The sequence below is a fragment of the Pseudomonas matsuisoli genome (assembly GCF_014647635.1).
GTDB lineage: Bacteria > Pseudomonadota > Gammaproteobacteria > Pseudomonadales > Pseudomonadaceae > Pseudomonas_P > Pseudomonas_P matsuisoli.
Map to the genome: position 1 here is coordinate 162,060 of NZ_BMPO01000007.1, position 19,473 is coordinate 181,532.

The following is a 19,473-nucleotide window of genomic DNA, read 5'->3' on the forward strand; positions in this document are numbered from 1 at the left end:
CCTGGACCTATACGCTGGATAACAGCCGCACCGTCACCCAGGCCCTGACAGCGGGTCAGGTCGTGCACGACACGTTGAGTGTGACCAGTGCCGACGGCACCGCCACGCAGGTCATCGACGTCACGGTCAACGGCGCCAACGACAATGCCAGCATCACCGGCACGGCCACGGGTACCGTCACCGAAGCGGGCGGTGTCGACAACGCCACCGCCGGCACCCCGAATGCCTCGGGCACGCTCACGGTGACCGACGTGGACAGCGGCCAATCGGGCTTCCAGACGCCGACCAGCCTCAACGGCACCTACGGGACCTTCACCTTCAACGCCACGACGGGCACCTGGAGCTATGCGCTCGATAACGCGCGCACCGCCACCCAGGCACTCAAAGCCGGCGATGTCATGCACGACACGCTGACCGTTACCAGCACCGACGGTACGGCCACGCAGATCATCGACGTCACCGTCAACGGCGCGAACGACAACGCCACTATCGGCGGTACCGCCACCGGGACTGTCACCGAAGCTGGTGGCATCAACAACGGCACCGCCGGGACGCCAACGGCGAATGGCACCCTGACCGTGACCGACGTGGATGCGGGCCAAGCTGGCTTCCAGACACCAGCCAGCCTCGCCGGCACCTATGGCACGTTCACGTTCAACGCCACCAGCGGCGCCTGGACCTACACGCTCGACAATAGCCGCAGCGCGACCCAGGCCCTCAACGCTGGCCAGACCGTGCACGACACGCTGACAGTGACCAGCACCGACGGCACCGCCACCAAGGTCATCGACGTCACGGTCAACGGCAGCAATGACAATGCCACCATCAGCGGTACCGCCACTGGCGCGGTCACCGAGGCTGGCGGCATCAACAACGGCACCTCGGGTACGCCGACTGCCAATGGCACCCTGACCGTGACCGACGTGGATGCAGGGCAGGCGGGCTTCCAGACGCCTGCCAGCCTCGCCGGCACCTACGGTACGTTCACGTTCAACACGGGCACCGGTGCATGGACCTACGCGCTGGACAACAGCCGTGGCGTGACGCAAGCGCTCACCGCCGGCCAGACCGTGCATGACACCCTGACCGTCACCAGCACCGACGGCACCGCTTCGAAGGTCATCGACGTCACCGTCACCGGTGCCAACGACAACGCCAGCATCAGCGGTACCGCAGTCGGCAGTGTCACCGAGGACACTGCCGTCAACGCTTCGAACAGCCTCGTCACCAGCGGCAACCTGACCGTCACCGACGTCGATACCGGCGAGAACGTCTTCAACACCGGCAGCGTCACCTACACTGGCGCCAGTGGCGTGACCAACAACGTCGCGACCGCACTCGGCACCCTGTCCATCACGGCGGGCGGCGCCTGGACGTACACCGTCGATAACGCCAAGGTGCAGTACCTCGGCGCCAACGACAGCCGCGTCGAGACCTACACCGTCAAGTCCGCCGATGGCACCGCCACGCAGACCATCACCGTCACGATCAATGGCACCAACGATGCTGCCGTGATCAGTGGCACCAGCACGGGCGGCGTGACCGAAGACCTGAACCCGACGGCAGCAAACACGCTCGTCAGCAGCGGCACGCTGACCATCAGCGATGCGGACGTTGGCCAAGCGGCGTTCGCCGCAGGCACCGGCATGCCCGTGGGGACGACACTCGGTTCGTTGACCATCGCGGCCAACGGCACCTGGACCTACACCGTCGACAACGCCAAGGTGCAGTACCTGAGCAGCGGCGACAGCAAGGTCGAGCAGTTCACTGTGAGCAGTGTGGACGGCACCCGCCAGGTCATCACCGTGACCGTCAGCGGCACCAACGACGCGCCAGTCACCAACGCGACGTCGGCAAGCGGCGACGAAGACACCCTCATCGCCGTACGCCTAAGTGGCAGCGACGTGGACGGTACCGTGGCCAGCTTCAAGCTGACCTCTGTCGCCAACGGTACCTTCTACAGCGATGCCGCCGGTACGCAGGTCATCACCAACAGCACGGCCATTGCCGCGACAGGCAATGGCGCGACCGTGTACTTCAAGCCGACGCAGGACTGGAACGGCAGTACCAGCTTCCAGTACACCGCGACGGATAACAAAGGCGCGACGGGCGCGGCGGCCACCGGCACTATCAATGTCGCACCGGTCAACGATGCGCCGGATGCCATCGACGACAGCTACCTGAACGCCGCGACCACGTTGTCCGGCCTGCGCGCCGAGTACTTCGCCTACAACGAAGGCAGCAGCCTGGATGGTGCAAACCTGACCACCATCGCCCAGGTACGGGCGTTCATGGCGCTCAAGGGCCAGCCAGATTCCACCTTCATCGCCAGCAACCCGAGCTACACCTACATCAGCGGCAACCTCGGTACGCCCGGCAAACTCGCGACCTTCCTGGGCAGCGATGCAGCAAGCCTGAACAGCACGACGCAGAAGAGCGGCAGTGACGCCATCGTCCACATGACGGGGCAGATCCAGCTGCAGGCCGGCACCTACACGTTCAGCGTTCGCGCAGACGACGGCTACCAGATCCTCATCGACGGCAAGCAGGTCGCGGCGGTAGATGCCATCCAGAGCCCGGCGACGAAGAACGAAACGTTCACCATCGACACCAGCGGTACCCACACCATCGAGATCCTCTACTGGGATCAGGGTGGTGAGGCGATCTTCCAGCCGACCCTGCAGTTCGGCAGTGGCGCTTTCCAGCCGCTCAGCGCCTATACGCTGACGCAGACGCTTAGCACGGTCGAGGACGCACCGCTTTCGATCAAGGCAAGCGACCTGCTGAAGAACGACGTGGACATCGACGGCGATACGCTGACCGTGACCAGCGTCACCAACATCAGTGGTGGCCACGGCACGGCAGTGCTGAAGGATGGCTATGTCATCTTCACGCCTGACGCCAACTACAACGGCCCGGCGTCGTTCCAGTACACCATCACCGACGGCAAGGGTGGCTACGACACCGCGACCGTGACGCTGTACGTCACGGCGGTGAACGATGCGCCGGTCGCCTCGGCACTGACGGTCAACGGCAACGAAGACACGGTGATCGCCGTGAACCTGTCGGGCACCGATGTGGACGGCACCGTTACCAGCTTCAAGCTGACGTCCCTCGCGGCCAACGGCACCTTCTACAGCGATGCCGCCGGTACGCAGGCGCTGACCACCAGCTCGGTGATCACGGCCAGCAACAATGGCGCGACGATCTACTTCAAGCCCAACCAGGACTGGAACGGCAGCACGTCCTTCAAGTACACCGCCACCGACAATGCCGGCCAGGTGAGCACGGTCGCCTCCGGCGCTATCAACGTCGCTGCAGTAAACGACGCACCCGTGGCCCGTGACGACATCGGCGCCGTAACGCAGCAGGCTACGCTCAACGTGAGCAACGCAGCCAATGGCGTGCTGGCCAATGACACCGATGTTGAAGGCGACACCCTGACGGTGGTCGGCATCCGTACCGGCGCCGAAAGCGCGACGACAGGCACCACCACCGGCAGTGTCGGGTCCTCGCTGATCGGCACCTATGGGACGCTGACGCTCAACGCCAACGGCACCTACACCTACGTCGCCAACGACGCCACCAAGGCGTTGCCGCAGGGCGTGACCGCGAAGGACGTCTTCACTTATACCGTCTCCGACGGTCAGTTGACCGATACCGGCGCATTGACCATCACCATCACCGGAACCAACGATGTCGCCAGCATCAGCGGGACGGTAAGTGGAACGGTCACGGAAGACACCAAGCTCAGCACCACTGGCAACCTGATCGTCACGGACGCGGATACAGGCGAAGCCGCCGTTACCGCACAGTCGAACGTCACCGGCACCTACGGCACCTTCTCGGTGACGAGCGCCGGCGTGTGGACCTACAACCTCAACAATGCGGCAAGCAACGTACAGGCGTTGAAGGCGGGCCAGCAGGTCACCGACACCTTTAACGTGACCAGTGTCGACGGCACCGCGACCAAGACCATTACCGTAACGATCGTGGGCACCAACGACGCGGCGGTGATCAGCGGCACGGCCAGCGGTAGCGTGACCGAGGACACGGGCGTCACCAGCGCCGGCACCTTGGTCGCGTCTGGCACGCTGACGTCCACCGATGTGGATGCCGGTGAAGCCGGTATGTTCTCCACGACCGTCGTGCCCGCCGCCGGTACCCTCGGCACGCTGACCATGAACGCCAACGGCGCCTGGAGCTACAACGTCTCCAACAATGCCGTGCAGTATCTCAAGCAGGGCGAGACCAAGGTCGAGAGCTTTACCGTCAGCGCCATCGACGGTACGACCAAGGTCATTTCGGTCACCATCGTCGGGACCAACGAACTGCCGGAAACGAACGATGTTCGTGTCACCGGCAACGAAGACACGATGATCGCCGTCAACCTCAGTGGCAGCGACCCGGATGGCACGGTGAGCAGCTTCACGCTGACCAGCCTCGGCGCCAACGGGACCTTCTACGCCGACGCGGCCGGAACCACCGTACTGTCGGCGAATGCAGTGATCAACGCCACCAACAACGCGGCGACGGTCTACTTCAAGCCGAACACCAACTGGGCCGGAACGTCCTCACTGCAGTACGCCTCGACCGACAACAATGGTGGCAAGGACGCGACCCCTGCGACCGCGACCATCAGCGTGGCGGCCGTGGCGGATGCACCGACCATCGGCCTGAGTGGCAACGGTGTCACCAGTTCGAAGCTGCTGCTCGAGACGTTCTCGATCACCACGCTCGGCACCAACGGCAACGGCGCCAACCCGGCGACGATGCAGGCGGCGATCGATGCAGCGACACCCGCGAGCACCGGCACCACCACCGCTGCCAACAACGGCAACGTGGCTGCAGGTACCGGCACACACCTGTCGGGCTACCTGTATCTGGAAGCGGGCAAGACATACACCTTCAGCGGCACGGGCGATGACAGCGTTCGTGTACTGATCGGTGGCACAGTTGCCGCGGAAGGCACCTGGGCAACCACAAGCGGTGCGATCCGCGGCACGACCTATACCCCGACCACGACGGGCTACTACACCTTCGACCTGTACCACCACAACCAGGCCGGCGCGGGTAACTACGCGCTGAACCTGAGCGTGAACGGCAGTACGGCCACGGCGTTCAACAGCACCAACTTCAACATCATCCAGAACATCAGCGAAGTGGATTCGGCACAGGTGAATCGTTCGTCCACCCTGTTGGGCAGCGATGGCCAGGGCAACGGCTACTACGCCGTCTACGGTATGAACTCTGGCGATGAAGACACGCCTATCCGCCTGTCGAAAGTGGTCGCAGCGCTGACAGATACCGATGGTTCGGAAAGCCTGAAGGTCACCATCAACAGCATTCCGGTCGGCACCACGATTACTGATGGTACCAATACGCTCACAGCCACGACGGGTAACACCAGCGTGGATGTGACAGGCTGGAACCAGAGCAAGCTGACGCTGACCACCAAGCTGGACTACAACGGCACCTTCAACCTGATTGCCACCGCCACCTCCACCGAGGGGAGCAACGGCAGCACGGCCAGCACCAGCGTGACCATTCCGGTCACGGTGTATGCGGTGAACGACGCGCCGGTGATCAATACCGGCAGCTCGACGCTGGCGGTCGCCGTTTCTGAAGAAGGCCTCGCTGGCGGCAACACGGACACGGTGGGCAGCACCAGTACCAACGACACTACCAACTCGCCCACCGCGACAGGCAAGATTGTTGCGACCGATGTGGATGGCGACACCTTGTCCTACACGCTGACGGCGCCAACGAACACGTTGACTTCAGGCGGCGCGACCGTGACTTGGTCGGGTTCCGGGACGAGCACACTGATTGGCACCGCCAACGGTGTCGAGGTCATCCGTGCCTCAATCGGAAGCAACGGCACCTACACGGTGACGCTGTCGAAAGGTCTAGACCACCCCGTGGCGGGCGTCGAAGATGTCGTCTCGCTCAATCTCGGGGTCACCGTCAGCGACGGTAAGCTCACCACCAACACTACGGTGACCGTATCCATTGAGGACGACTCACCCGTAGCGAATTCGGCTACGGTGAAAATGGAACAGGGGGCGATTGGGACCAACGTACTGCTCATTCTGGACACCTCGGGTTCAATGGCCGAAGGCAGCGGCGTATATGCGAACGGCGTGGAGCTCACACGCATGCAAGTCATGCAGAAAGCGATCCGCGAGATGCTCAACAGCTACGACGACATCGGGACCGTGAAGGTCGCCGTCGCTTCCTTCTCGGACAAACTCGACAGCAGTGCCAAGTACACCTGGATGAGTGTCACCGATGCACTGACGGTCATTAACAACCTGACGGCTACCGGCGGTACGAACTACGACTACGCACTGAGCAACGCCCAGCTCGCCTGGAACGCATCAGGCAAACTAACTGGCGATGTACAAAACGTCTCGTACTTCTTCTCCGACGGCTCGCCAACACTGTCCAGCCTCTATCCAACCGTGAACAACGCGGTCAATGGCAAGAACGTGTTCAACTCGGGCACGGCGACCGACGTTAGCTTGGGCGACGGAATCGATGCGAGCGAAGAAGCGGATTGGATCAAATTCCTGAGCGCGAACAAGATCGACTCCGTAGCGCTTGGCTTGGGCACAGATGTAAGCCAAACGTATCTGAATCCAGTTGCCTATGACGGGCGTACAGGGACGGACATCGACGCGGTCGTCGTGACGGATCTGAACAACTTGTCTCAAGTCGTCGCAGGCACCATCACGATGCCGCTTTATCAGGACAGCATCATCGCGGGCAGCGCTACCGGTACATCGTCCTTCGGCGGCGACGGTGGCTACGTGAAGTCGATCGTCATCGATGGTGTTACCTACACGTATAACGCGACAACGGGCGCTCTGACTGCCTCGTCTGGCACGGCCGGAAGCAATTACTTCTATAACAGCGCCGACCACACGCTGACGGTAACGTCGAAGCTTGGCAGTACCTTCGTCATGGATATGGACGACGGCACCTACAAGTACACCTCCAAGGCCAATAGCTTCGGCACCGACAAGTTCACCTATACGCTCAGCGACGTCGACGGGGACACGGCGAGCAACACGTTGAACTTCAACGTGGTGAGTGGCCTGAGCGCCGCGGTGGACGATCGCATCATCACCAACATCGCGAGTACGTCATCGACCAGTCTGACCCTGTCGGCGGACGTGCTGATGGCCAACGACATTGCGAAAGACGGCCGGACTATCAGTACTGGTGCGATAACGGTAAATACAGCTGGATGGAACAATTTCAATGATTTCGCTCACGCGACTACTGTTCCATCTAAAACATACGCAAACACCGCTGCTTTCACCGTCAATCGAAGCGATCTTTCTACAGTTGCAGGAACCGATACCGCCGCACTGAATGTTATTGGAACCATTGCCGCGGCAGGATCAGGAACGTTCGCAACCGACACCATCACGATCCGCCTCAAAGCTGGAGAAACGCTGTCGCTATATGACGGCAATAGCAACATCAATCTTAGCTATATGAAAGCAGGCGGCAGCAGCTATACCTCACTAGCGGACGGAGGCACGATTACCGCTAACACCGACTCTGACTATCTCGTGAAGGTTGGCAACAACACGAACAGCAATCAGAGCTATACGCTGTCGATGAGTATTGATTACGCAGGTACGGGCACTGGAAGCTACACGCTCAAGGACAGCGGCGGCGATACCGACAATGCGGATGTATCCGTCAACTTCCAGTACGGTCAGACACTGACTGGAACTGTCGGCAACGACACCCTCATCGCCAACGACACCGCTACCACGCTTAACGGCGGTAAAGGCGACGACGTGCTTTGGGGAGGCAAGGGTAACGACATCCTCAACGGCGGCGAGGGTGACGATATCCTGCGCGGCGGTCTGGGCGATGACACCCTGACAGGCGGCGCGGGACGCGATACGTTCCTTTATCTGAAAGGCGACGTTGGTAAGGACACCATCACGGACTTCAAGGTCAGCGAGGGTGACACGCTGGATCTACGTGATTTGCTTATAGGCGAGAAGGATTCCACCATCGACAACTACTTGAAAGTAGAGACTTCGGGCGGGACGTCGACGATCAAGATCAGCACGACGGGCAACATCGCGACAAGCTCGGACGCCTCTATCGTGTTGAAGGACGTCGATCTGACCACCTACGGTTCGACCTCTTCGGACATCATCCATAAGCTGATCGATCAGAACGTCATCAAAACCGACCATTGAACCTGTGCCCCGCCACCAACCGGTGGCGGGCGTTTAGCGATAAAGGGGCAAACCATGTTCTACGTTGAGCGTGATAGCGCAGGCCACTTGGCACGCGTCGAAGCATTACCGTTCGATGGCATGACCGAGATACTGGCGTCCGACTCCCAGGAAGTCGCCACCTGGCAAGCCAGCCGGAGTGCGGAGTCGAGCCTGGAGAAATTGAAATCCAGTGACTTGGAGATGGTTCGGGTCTTGGAGGACTTGATTCAGACGTTGATCAGCAAAGGCGTCATCATGATCACCGATCTGCCACCCGCCGCGCAGACCAAGCTGCTCAACCGCCGTCAGGCGCGGGAAAATCTGGGCGGGATCCATCGCTTAATCAACGACGACGAGCGAGGTTTTTTTTAACCCCGCGCTCGTAGGCGGGTGCAACACGCGGCGCTTGGGCTGTCAGGGCGTCTTCAAGCGGGTTTTACCCGCTTTACCGCTCAAGCTCGATCCTGTAGGAGCCCATCGGGCTGCGATCAGCTCATGGGCGATCAGGCCTGGCGGGCAACGCTGAACCAGGGCGCATGCGCAGGAGCGCGGGTCTCTTTCCAGCCGCGTCTAGGGCCTGTTGACGTTTCGCTCGCGACCGCGACAAAACGCCCCTAGATCAATCCCTCATCCTCGAGCAATTGCTCGAGCGCGGCCAGATCCGGGACCTTCACGACCTCGCCGCCAATTTTCGCAGCACCCAATTCCAGTGGCTCCAGAGGAACATCTGCCGATTCAAGGTTCTGCTCGACGCGTATCGACCTCGGGATGCCTTGCAGCAATACGGCCAGAAACTTCACATGTTCCCGCTCGCCTAGCGCGTTGATCACCGCGACCCGGCAGCGGTCGTGTATCACGGGTTTCGAGCCGCTGGCCGCCTCGAACGATAGGAGCGGCAGACGCAAGTCGCGCCATTCGACCTGCCCAAGGTACCAATCGGGACCACTGACCGCGCCCCGCGTCGGATGGTAGGACACCAACTCGGCCATCGACACCTGCGGGAGGATCAAGGTTCGATCGGCCAGCGGCATCAGCAAGGTCATCAGGTTGGCAGGCAAGGCGCGAGTGGTTTGGCTCATGAAGCCTCCTGTTTTCCGAATCGATCAACCAAATGAGCCATGAAGGCTTCGGCAAGCTCACGAGGCTCTCCACTGAAGGCGACTTGGCCGGTGGCCCGCGCGCTGTCAGGCAGCGCAGGGCAAAGGCACGTTTCCCCGCGCTGCGCCCATATTTGCGCATCTTTGCGGCGCGCGTAGGGAAGCGACGCGCTACCGTCGCAGCCGGTACCGCTGAACAGGATGACACCTGTCTTGCCGCCAAAATGCTGCACGAGGTTGAGCACGGTCTGGTCAATGGACGGATTGTAGGGATCCTGCCAACCTGCCGCGGACAGGCGAATTCGACCGTCATCGTGGAAGTACATGCCCTGCGCGACCGGAACGATCGTCACCTCCCCGCATCGAATCGGCTCACCGTCGCTCGCCTGTTTTACCGGCCATTGGCTATGGCGCGCGATTGCTTCCGCCAATTCTGCCTCATGGCCAGGTTGCATGTGCTGGGCATAGATGAAACCAACGGGCAGACCGCCGGGCAAAGCATCGAGAAAGGTTTTGACCGCCTGCGGCCCGCCAAGCGATCCCGCCAGCAACCAGACCTCGTTCGCCGGCTCGCCCGCTTGCAGGGGCATCGCTGCAAGCTCGACGGGAAGCGGAAGTCGCTCGGGGCGGTGACCTTCGTTGACCAGAACTTCCAAGCTCGGCGCTACAGCCTGACTCGCATCGCCAATGAGCTTCTTGAGCTTGCCGAACAGCCGCTTCTCCCATATCGGGTATTGTTCCGAATGACGCTCCGGCGCCTGCCCCTCCCCATACAGGACCGGTGCGTCAGCCTGCTGGAGAAGCGCGTCGATCAGCGGGGAATCTTCGGCGAGCGCAAGGTCCACCAGCCAAAGATCGACACTGCTGTCCGCCAACGTTTCCTCATCCAATCTCGAGGGGCTGCTGTTCAGCACCACCTGATAGCCGTTACTGGTCAAGGCTTGCTGCAATGCACCGCGCTGCAGGGACGTGTCGGCCAGAATTGCGACACGCGCCATGGATTGTTCCTTCATGTTCACGATTCCGTAGGGTGATCTTTCAGCGGATGCGCGCTTGGATGGCTTCCGACCAGGCTACGAATGCTGGCTAGAAGCGTGCTCTCCTGGTAGGGCTTACCCAGGTACTCATTTACACCAATGGCCAAAGCACGCTCGCGGTGTTTTTCACCTGTACGTGATGTGATCATGATGATCGGTAGGTCTTTCAAGCGAGAGTCATGGCGGACCAGCGTAGCCACCTCGAAGCCATCCATACGGGGCATCTCGATATCCAGCAACATGATGTCGGGCTTGCGTTCCTGAAGCTGCGTGATGGCGTCGACCCCGTCTTTCGCCGTAATGACATGCATGCCGTTACGTTCGATCAAACGACCGGTCACCTTGCGCACCGTAATGGAATCGTCGACGACCATGACCAGGGTCGGTCGGTCCACGGCATCGCTTTGCCGTGGCGACAGCAAGCCATGGCGCGCCTGGGGCAGTGCACGCGTATAGCGGGCGCGGATGGTTGCCAGCAGGTCGAGAATCACAACGACCCGCCCATCACCCAGAATGGTCGCGCCGGACAAGCCAGCGACCGAAGCAAATTGCGGCCCAAGGCTTTTCACCACGATTTCCCGTGAGCCGGCGAGTGCATCGACCTGAACGGCCACCGTGTGTTCGCTCGAACGTACGAGGATGACCGGTAACGGCAGGCTCTGCCCCACGAGTTTGGGGTGCTGCCCGTTTTCCAGCAGATCCCCCAGATACGTCAGCTCATATTCCTGACCGGCGTATGCGTACTTCGGCGACTCCATGCCGTAGAGCGCTTCGAGCTCATAGGGCGAGATACGAACGATACCTTCCACGGTGTTGAGAGGTACGGCGTAGGTATCGTCGCCCGACCGCACCATCAGGGCACGGTTGACCGATACCGTGAATGGCAAGCGAATCAGGAATCGTGTGCCCTGACCAGCAACCGAATCGATACTCATCGATCCACCGAGCTGCTTCACCTCCGAATGCACCACGTCCATACCAACGCCACGCCCCGAAATCTGCGTGACCTTGTCGGCGGTCGAGAAACCGGATTCGAGGATGAATTGCAGCAATTCCTGATCGCTCAGCGTCGAGCCTTCATCGATCAAGCCACGTTCGATCGCTTTGCGCCGGACGGCATCCAGCGGAATGCCCCGACCGTCGTCGCTGAGCGTGATGAGGATGTCGCCGCCCTCTCGGGCCAAGGTCAGCCGGATCTGTCCTACCGCGTCTTTGCCCGCCGCAATCCGTGCTTCTTGAGGTTCCAAGCCGTGGTCCACGGCATTGCGCAGCATGTGCTCCAGCGGAGCCACCATGCGCTCCAGCACCGTACGGTCAAGTTCGCCCTCGGCGTTGCCGATGGAGAATTCGACCTGCTTGTTCAGCTCGGCGGACACCTGCCTGACGATACGACGCAGCCTCGGCACCATCCGTTCGAAGGGCACCATGCGCGTACGCATCAGCCCTTCCTGCAGTTCGGTATTGACCCATGCCTGCTGCTGCAGCAGCGTCACGGCATCGCGATTACGCGTGGCCAGTGTTTCCTTGAGGTCCAGCAAGTCGGACGCCGACTCGAAAAGCGACCGCGACAGCTGCTGGAGCTGCGAATAACGGTCCATTTCGAGCGGATCGAAGTCTTCGTAACCCGCACGCTCGCTTTCGGCCTGGTAGCGGCTGAGAATTTGCGCCTGGGTCTCGGTATCCAAACGACGCAACTGGTCACGCACTCGCTCGATCGTGGCGTCCATTTCGCCCAGCGTAAACGCGAAGTCGCTGACTTGCTGTTCGACGCGTCCACGGAAGATCGACGTCTCGCCCGCCAGGTTGACCAGCCCCTCCAACAAATCGGCGGGCACCTTCACCGTTTCCCGCGACGTGCGTCGTGAAGCCAACTCCTGCGCGACTTCGGTCGCCCGTTGCATGAACGGCAACACCACATCGGCGTCCTGCGCGGGCGCAGGCTCGACCGCGGCAGTCAGTAACGGTTTGTCTTCGAGAAGAGGCTCGGATGCGACGTCAATCGCTGGCGCTTCATCCTGCGCCAGACGCTCGCGCAGCTGCCGCAATTCGACGGCCAGCTGCTCATAGCCTTCCTGCATCTTGAGCACGCTGTTGTCGAGCATCGGACCAGGCTGGATATCGCCTTCGGCAAAGGACTGCTCGAGCGAATGAGCAAGGTCTCCCAGTCGGGTCAGGCCAGCAAGGCGCGCACCGCCCTTCAAGGTATGCAGAACGCGGAGGATTTCCTCGACCGGCTCAGTTGCGCTTCGGTCGGATTCCCACCGCGCGATCGCGGCGTCCATTTCCTCGAGCAGGTCGTCGCCTTCTTCCAAGAAGATGTCGAGGATCTCTTCGTCGCTCTCTTCGTCCCAGGCCGGCGCCACATCCGTAGCGGCAGGGCTGCGGAACACAGGCAAGGTCACCGGGCGCGAACGGAAATCCCGAATCGCGTCGAAGACCGCAAGGTACGCCGGCCACTCGGACGTGTTGACGCATGCATCCAGCATGTCAACGAGGCAGTCGTGGCAACGGTGCAATAGTTCGAACAGCGCGGGCGAGGCGGTCGAACGCGCGGCGCCAACGTCGCTGTAGATCGACTCTAGTTCATGGGCCAGCTCGGCAATCGGTCGGACGTTGGCGAGACGTGCACCGCCTTTGAGGGTATGCAAGTCGCGCTGCTGGGCGACCAGCAGGTCGCGGTTCTCGGTATCCCCCAGCCACTGCTGCAACCGCAGCGACAGCCCATCCACCAGGTCGCGCGCTTCGTCGACGAATCCGTTCAGCAACTGTTCCTCGGACGCTTCCGCACCCTCGACCGGCAATTCGGCGCGGACGCCAGGCACATCGGTTTCGGACGCCAACTGGCGTACCGTAAGAATGTGCTCGATGAGCGAATCAGGATCAGCTAGCGGATGGTCACCCTGTAATTGGTCAAGCTGTAGAGACAGATGATCGTGGCAATCTTCCAACAATTGACCAAGCGACTCGACGTGGTGATAGCGTCCGTCCAGCAGCCCCTCGTAGAGGCCTTCCAGCTCATGCGCAAGCCGGCTTATCGGTTCGACGTCCGCCATGCGAGCCCCGCCCTTGAGGGTGTGCAGGTCGCGCTGCAGGGCATTAAGAGCCGATGTGTTGGACGCATCTGCTAGCCAGCGTTCGAGCGATTGATTGGCACTCTCGAGGATATCCACGGCCTCGTCGAGGAAGATGGAAACCATTTCCTCCTCGATGGAAATACGTGGGAATGCGGACGGTTCGAGAGGCGGCATCGCCTCGGCGAACAGGGTGTTGGCATCAGCATCCGCTTCGACAGGTAGCGGATCTTCCGTCAGTGCTAAGGTTTCAGATTCGGGGTCGGCTGCGAACGGAACGTCGTCTTCTTGATCGAACGACTCCAGCGCCTCGGCCGCTGAATCGCCTGCTGTGCCCAACAAGCCATTGAGTGCGGCTACCCGCTCCGGGCGTGCCTGCACGTCGAGTCCGGCAGCGGCTTGATCGATCATGCCAACCAGCGCGTCATGTGCAAGGCCCGCTTCCGTGAAGAAGCGCTCGCTGGTGGCCAGTGTTCCATCACCTACCGCGCGATAGACCGTCTCCAGCGCCGTAGCGAGTTCGTCGACTTGCGGCAGTCCAGCCTGCCGCGCGCCCTGCTCCAATTCGTCCAGTGCGTTGACGAGCCGATCGATTTCGCGACGGTCTTCCGGCGTTTTCCGCCATGCACCCAAGAGATCCTCCGCTGCGAGCAGATGATCCATGCCATCCGAAAGCAGGGGCAGCAGCATTTGGCTGTTGGACGCCACGCGCTCCGGCTCGGTCGTTGCCGAACCGGTCCCCAGGCGTTCGTGTTGCTGCTCCGCCACACGTCGGCTGAAGTCATCAGCACCCATAACGGGCTGTAGCGGAGAGATATCCAGTTGCTCGAGCCCAAGCGTGAACAGGCCCAATGCCTCGGCGAGCAGATCGGCCTCGATGAGATCCATCGACACCTGATTGATCTTGTATTCCTTGGCCATCCGCTCAAGCGGCGCGGCGATGTCCGCTATTGGCTGAATACCCGCCATCGACGCGCTGCCCTTGAGCGTATGCAACGCACGCTGCAAATCGTCGGTGATAGGCTGCGGCAGCTGTTCAGAACAGGCTTCAAGATAGACAGCAAGGCTCTGCAAATGGGCTTCGGCCTCGTTGCGGAATACCTCCAACAGTTGCGGATCCAGCGGCTCTTCGGCTTCTTCCGGAGAAATCGCAGGCGCCGCCGTGGTGGCGGTATTGGAAGCGCTTCTCGCATCCAACAGCTCCGATTTCCCCAGCGCCAATGCATGCGCGTTGGCTGCCAGAATATCCACGTCGTTCCGCTGCCGCTGCGCATGCGAGGCATATTCGTCGACCAGCGACGGAATCAGCAGCACGACTTCATCCACTGCGCGTAGAACGGACGCATCCGCAGCACGCGTGCCGTCGAGCACTCGGTTTAGAAGGTTTTCGACCGACCAGGCCAGCTCTCCGAGCACCAGAGCACGAACCATCCGCCCACTGCCCTTCAGGGTATGGAAAGCACGTCGAATTTCGGTCAACGAATGACGGTCACCCGGTTCTGCGTGCCAAATAGGCAGATGCTCTTGAAGCGCCTCGATGACTTCTCCCGCCTCTTCGACGAATACTTCCTGAAGTTCTTCGTCGACGGGTTCTTCATCAGCAGGAGGCGGCAACAGCGTAGGCGGTACCTCCAGTGCTGGCGGATTGATGGGCGGCACACTGCCGGCCATCACACTCGCCAGATCCGTTGCGGGTTCTTCTTCCTCCGCCATCTCATCTGGGAAGCTGAGCTCCGACAGATCGTCGTCTTCAACCAACGCCCAATCATCTTCGACCGCGTCAGGCAATTCGGCATCGAACGCATCGAGTTCGTCGAGCAGGCCTTGCTCAGGCGCTTCCGGTGGCATCTGAAGGTCATCTGCCAAGTAGGGTTGCCCAGACTCATCAGGGGCAGCCGCTTCGGCGTCGTCGGCCGGAGCGTCCGAAGGTTCGAGCTCGGGCGCCAGTGCTTCGGCCTCGGCGGCAAGAAGCTCCACTTCCTGCACGGGTTCCGCCAACGGTGCTGCATCGGCAAGAACGGCAGATTCGACCGGAAAATAGCCTAGGGTTTGCAAACGGTCCTGGGCGACATCCAGTATCGCGTTGCCTTCGCTTTCCGGATCCTCGGCAAGCCGCTCGAGGTAGTACTCGATACTGGTGATGGCGTCCGCCAGCGTATCCAGATTTTGCCAATCAGGAATGGCGGCGTGCGCCAACATCTGCTCGAGGATGTAGCGACTGCACGCGTCGAGAAGCGTGGCCGCGCGCTCCAGCGGGATCATGGCCAGACCGCCACGGACCTGATTCAACAGATCGGGCACTGGACGCAAATGATCGTGATCCCACTGCGAAACGATGAACTCGATCATCGAGTCTTTGGCCTGCTCGAGGCCCTTACGCGCTTCTCTGACAACAACCTGGTGAATCTGGGCAACATTGGTACTCGGGAGTAGATCGCTCTCCTCGCGAGCACCTTCCTTTGGCGCCGCCGTATCGGCCAGGCTGGCTTCGACAAAGAGCAACGCACCTGCGATCTCCATCAGTCGAGCATCGTCGGCCAGGGATTCACCGTGGGCAATGAGCTGCAGTTGCTCGTACTGTTCGAGAATGGCCTTGCGCAGCGGCCCCATGCCGAGCATCGCCAAGGTGTCGGCGATCTGCTTGACGGGGATGAGCAGGGCTTCGAGCGACGAGGGATCTCTTTGCTCACTTCGTACGTAGAGGTCGAAGCTGTCCTTTACGCGAACCAATTCCTCGCACAGGGCGGTTACGGCCGAACGCATCGCGTCGCGATCAGGGCCGACTAGACGCGGCTGCGCAGCGACCGTGGACGGCGCCTCCGGCAAGGCTTCGGCCAAACGGTATTTCTGCTTTTGCAGCTGAATGTAGGGCGAGTCGACGTCAGCCTTGGCGACGTAGAAGAGCAGGTTCTTGATCAGCTCTTCAGGCGCCGTTCGGCCGAGACCAATGCTCTCGGCCAATAGGCTTTTGAACTCCTTATCAACTTGCCGCAGCAAATTACGAACAGATGCGCCGTTCGCGATACCGCCATTCTGCAAGCCTTCTACGACCGCGAGCGCAGCTCCCCAGAGGGCAGCGATTGGCATATCGTGGCAAAGCCGCTCCAACCGCTCGAATACCTTCGCCATATAGCTCAGGTTCTGCGCGGTATCTTGATTGCGAATAACCCCTGCAAGGGCGACTTGCAGCATCTGGCGAAACTTGCGCAGATGCGTCAGCAGCTCTTCGTTGACCGGGAAGCTACGGCTTTCGACATCCTGTTCCTGAATGCTGGATAGATCCGGAGCGAACAGCGTGGTTTCGGATAGCAGGTTTTCCCCGCGTGCCGTGCGCAAATCATTGAGCAAAGGCAGCACGATCACGGGCAGATCACGCCGAGCTTCTTGTACGCGATCAAGATAGGACGGCAGTTGCAGTACCGCTTGCATAAGCGTTTCCAGCGCCTCGCGCTGACTACTCACGCGGCCGTCGACCAACGCCTCGGTAAGCTGCTCCATTTCTTCGGCGAGCAAGGCCGCGCCGTAAAACTCCACCATCTGCAAGGTGCCATGCACCTGATGCACATAATCACGGCATAGATAGAGCGGAACCGGCTCATGCGGGTTCTCGACGAATGCCTCAATGGCCTGCCGGGCCTGCTTGAGGGTTTCGCCAATCTCGCCCTTTACCCACTCTAGGGCGACATAATCGTGCCGATCACCCATACCGACTCCAATCAAAGTGCTGTCCCTGCCAGATGAAAAGCCCAGTCTTTGCCATAGGCAACTCAGACGGGCTTTGGAACCTAGCTGGCAATTCATCGATAGCGCGGCCGGCTAAGGCTACGCTCGATGCCTATCGGTGCAGTGCCGCTCGGTTGCTCGCGGCCTGCCTACGTTTGGAGCGAATCGCCGGTCCTAGAACCGGCGGTTGCATCACGCGTTGGTATGCGCGTCCGGCAATGTGAACCCCGACACCGAACGGCGCATATCGGTCGCCATCTTCGCCAGGTCACCGATGTTGCGTGCGGTGGCGGTCGTACCTGCCGATGTCTGCGAGGTAATTTCCTGGATGACGTTCATGGTGTTGGAAATCTGGCCGGCGGAGGAGGCCTGCTGACGAGCCGCGTTGGAAATGTTCTGGATAAGATCCGCGAGCGTCTTGGATACCCGTTCGATCTCCTCCAGAGCAATACCGGCGTCCTGGGCGAGATGCGCACCGCGTACTACTTCCGAAGTCGTTTGCTCCATGGAGATGACCGCTTCGTTGGTATCGCTCTGAATTGCCTTGACCAGCGCCTCGATCTGTTTGGTCGCTCCGGATGAACGCTCTGCAAGTCGCTGGACTTCGTCGGCGACGACAGCAAAGCCGCGGCCCGCATCACCGGCCATCGAAGCTTGGATCGCAGCGTTCAAGGCAAGGATGTTGGTCTGGTCGGCGATATCGTCGATGAGGCTTACGATGTCACCGATTTCCTGGGACGACTCACCCAGACGCTTGATTCGCTTGGACGTATCCTGAATCTGCTCGCGAATGTTATCCATGCCCGTGATGGTGTTGTGAACCACCTCATTGCCTTTGTTGGCAATGGCTACCGAACGTTCCGCTACCGCCGTCGACTCGGAGGCGTTGGCCGATACCTGGTCGATCGAGATCGCCATCTCGTTGATCGCGGCAGATGCACCTGCGATTTCCTGCGCCTGGTGCTCAGAGGCTTCGGCGAGATGCATGGCGGTCGACTGCGTTTCCTGAGCGGCCGAGGCCACCTGAACCGCGGTCTGGTTGATGGTTTCCACAAGTTCGCGCAACTGGTCGATCGAGTAGTTGATCGAGTCCGCGATTGCGCCGGTGAAGTCTTCGGTTACGGTTGCCGCCACCGTCAGGTCACCATCTGCCAGGTCAGCAATTTCATCGAGCAAACGAAGAATAGCAGCCTGGTTACGGTCGTTCTTTTCGGCAGTTTCGGCCAGCCGGCGGTTGGCTTCGCGAGTGATGGTCACACCGATGATCACGATGGAGATCAGAATCAGCGCGCCCAGCAGGTAGCCCAGCAAGGTATTCAGCGAACGGTTCTGATCAAGGGCCTCGAAGCCCGTCGTCAGCGCCGAAAGATCGTCTAGAAGCTTCTGCGATACGGTAAAGCTGCTTTCTGCACCTGCACGTACCTGGAACAACTCTGGAGACGTCTCGATGATCTCGTCTACCGAGCCGGATACGAATTCGAACAGCTCGGAGATATCCCGTAGTCGACCGATCGCCTCGGGGTTCGTCACGCGCGGTATGTCTGGGCTGCCTTCGAGCATTGCCCGCAGGACCTGGCCAAAACGGTTTGCCTCACGTCCGAACGTATCCGCAGCGCGGACCGCGTCCTGGCCGCCGGCCAATACGGAGTTCACAGCGCCAAGTACCCGCTCGGCGAGCAACGACTGGCGCTGGGCTACGCTGACCAGTGACGCCGGTGCGTTGCTCTGCAGCAGAAGGTTGACCACTTCTTCATACTCACTTTGGAGCTGAGGAACGGTCTCAGACAACGTTTCCGCCACCTGGTGGAGCGAAAGGACGGTCTGCTCACTGGAGATGATCGCGTCGGTGTCATTGCGCAAGCTGTCCCAGCTCGCCTGCACGGCGGACATTTCGTTTTGCACCTCGGCTGGTGCGGCAGGCAGACCTGTCGTCGGATCCCCCTTCACCAGCGCATCCCAGCGGCGGGCGAACTCGTTACGTGCAGTGGTGAGCAGCGCGAATGCCTCCGGTGTACCGGCCGCCGCTTCCGTGGCGTTTTTCGCGATGGACTGGGACAAAACCCGCAGCTCTCCAGCCTGACCGATGTATTCGGCGTCGTTCGCCGAAAGCCGGTTGAGATAGGTGAAGTTGGCAAACAGCAAAACGATAGCCAGAACCAGCACCACGAATGACACACCGATCAGAGTGCTGCTCTGCACGCCGCCGAATGGACTACCTTTCTCAAAGTTCTTCATTTATTGGCCCCCGCCTGGACCTACAGCATTGCTTTCCATCTATGCTTCGTCTGGATCG

Annotated in this window: 6 protein-coding genes (1 of these 6 cut by a window edge); 2 read left to right on the forward strand and 4 right to left on the reverse strand. The window is 60.7% G+C overall.

The window, feature by feature from the left end:
• Together IEY47_RS15340 and IEY47_RS15345 are read left to right on the forward strand one after the other, a co-directional pair.
• Nucleotides 1–8,231: the 3' end of a VCBS domain-containing protein gene (locus IEY47_RS15340; RefSeq protein WP_188984206.1), read on the forward strand. The gene continues 24,154 nt to the left of window position 1, outside the view; 8,231 of the gene's 32,385 nt are visible here — the last part of the coding sequence; its start codon lies off the left edge, out of view; its stop codon occupies nucleotides 8,229–8,231.
• 54 nt (nucleotides 8,232–8,285) lie between these two features.
• Nucleotides 8,286–8,624 carry a tryptophan synthase subunit beta gene (locus IEY47_RS15345; RefSeq protein ID WP_188984208.1) on the forward strand — a complete coding sequence of 113 codons (339 nt, stop codon included), beginning with the start codon at nucleotides 8,286–8,288 and terminating at the stop codon, nucleotides 8,622–8,624.
• Nucleotides 8,625–8,866: 242 nt separating this feature from the next.
• Here the strand turns inward: IEY47_RS15345 and IEY47_RS15350 are convergent, their stop codons facing one another.
• The 4 genes from IEY47_RS15350 to IEY47_RS15365 form a co-directional block, all read right to left on the reverse strand.
• Nucleotides 8,867–9,331: a chemotaxis protein CheW gene (locus IEY47_RS15350; RefSeq protein WP_188984210.1), complete on the reverse strand. Its 465-nt coding sequence runs from the start codon at nucleotides 9,329–9,331 to the stop codon at nucleotides 8,867–8,869.
• The gene (locus IEY47_RS15355) at nucleotides 9,328–10,362 is read right to left on the reverse strand and encodes a chemotaxis protein CheB (RefSeq protein WP_188984212.1); all 1,035 of its coding nucleotides are present in this window, start codon (nucleotides 10,360–10,362) and stop codon (nucleotides 9,328–9,330) included. Before IEY47_RS15355 ends, IEY47_RS15350 begins: the two co-directional genes overlap by 4 nt.
• A gap of 2 nt (nucleotides 10,363–10,364) precedes the next feature.
• On the reverse strand, nucleotides 10,365–17,162 hold the full coding sequence (locus IEY47_RS15360) for an Hpt domain-containing protein (protein WP_188984214.1): 6,798 nt from the start codon (nucleotides 17,160–17,162) through the stop codon (nucleotides 10,365–10,367).
• Nucleotides 17,163–17,372: 210 nt separating this feature from the next.
• Nucleotides 17,373–19,415 (reverse strand): methyl-accepting chemotaxis protein, encoded by a 2,043-nt coding sequence (locus IEY47_RS15365; protein WP_188984216.1) that lies wholly within the window; start codon nucleotides 19,413–19,415, stop codon nucleotides 17,373–17,375.
• Nucleotides 19,416–19,473: the final 58 nt, after the last annotated feature.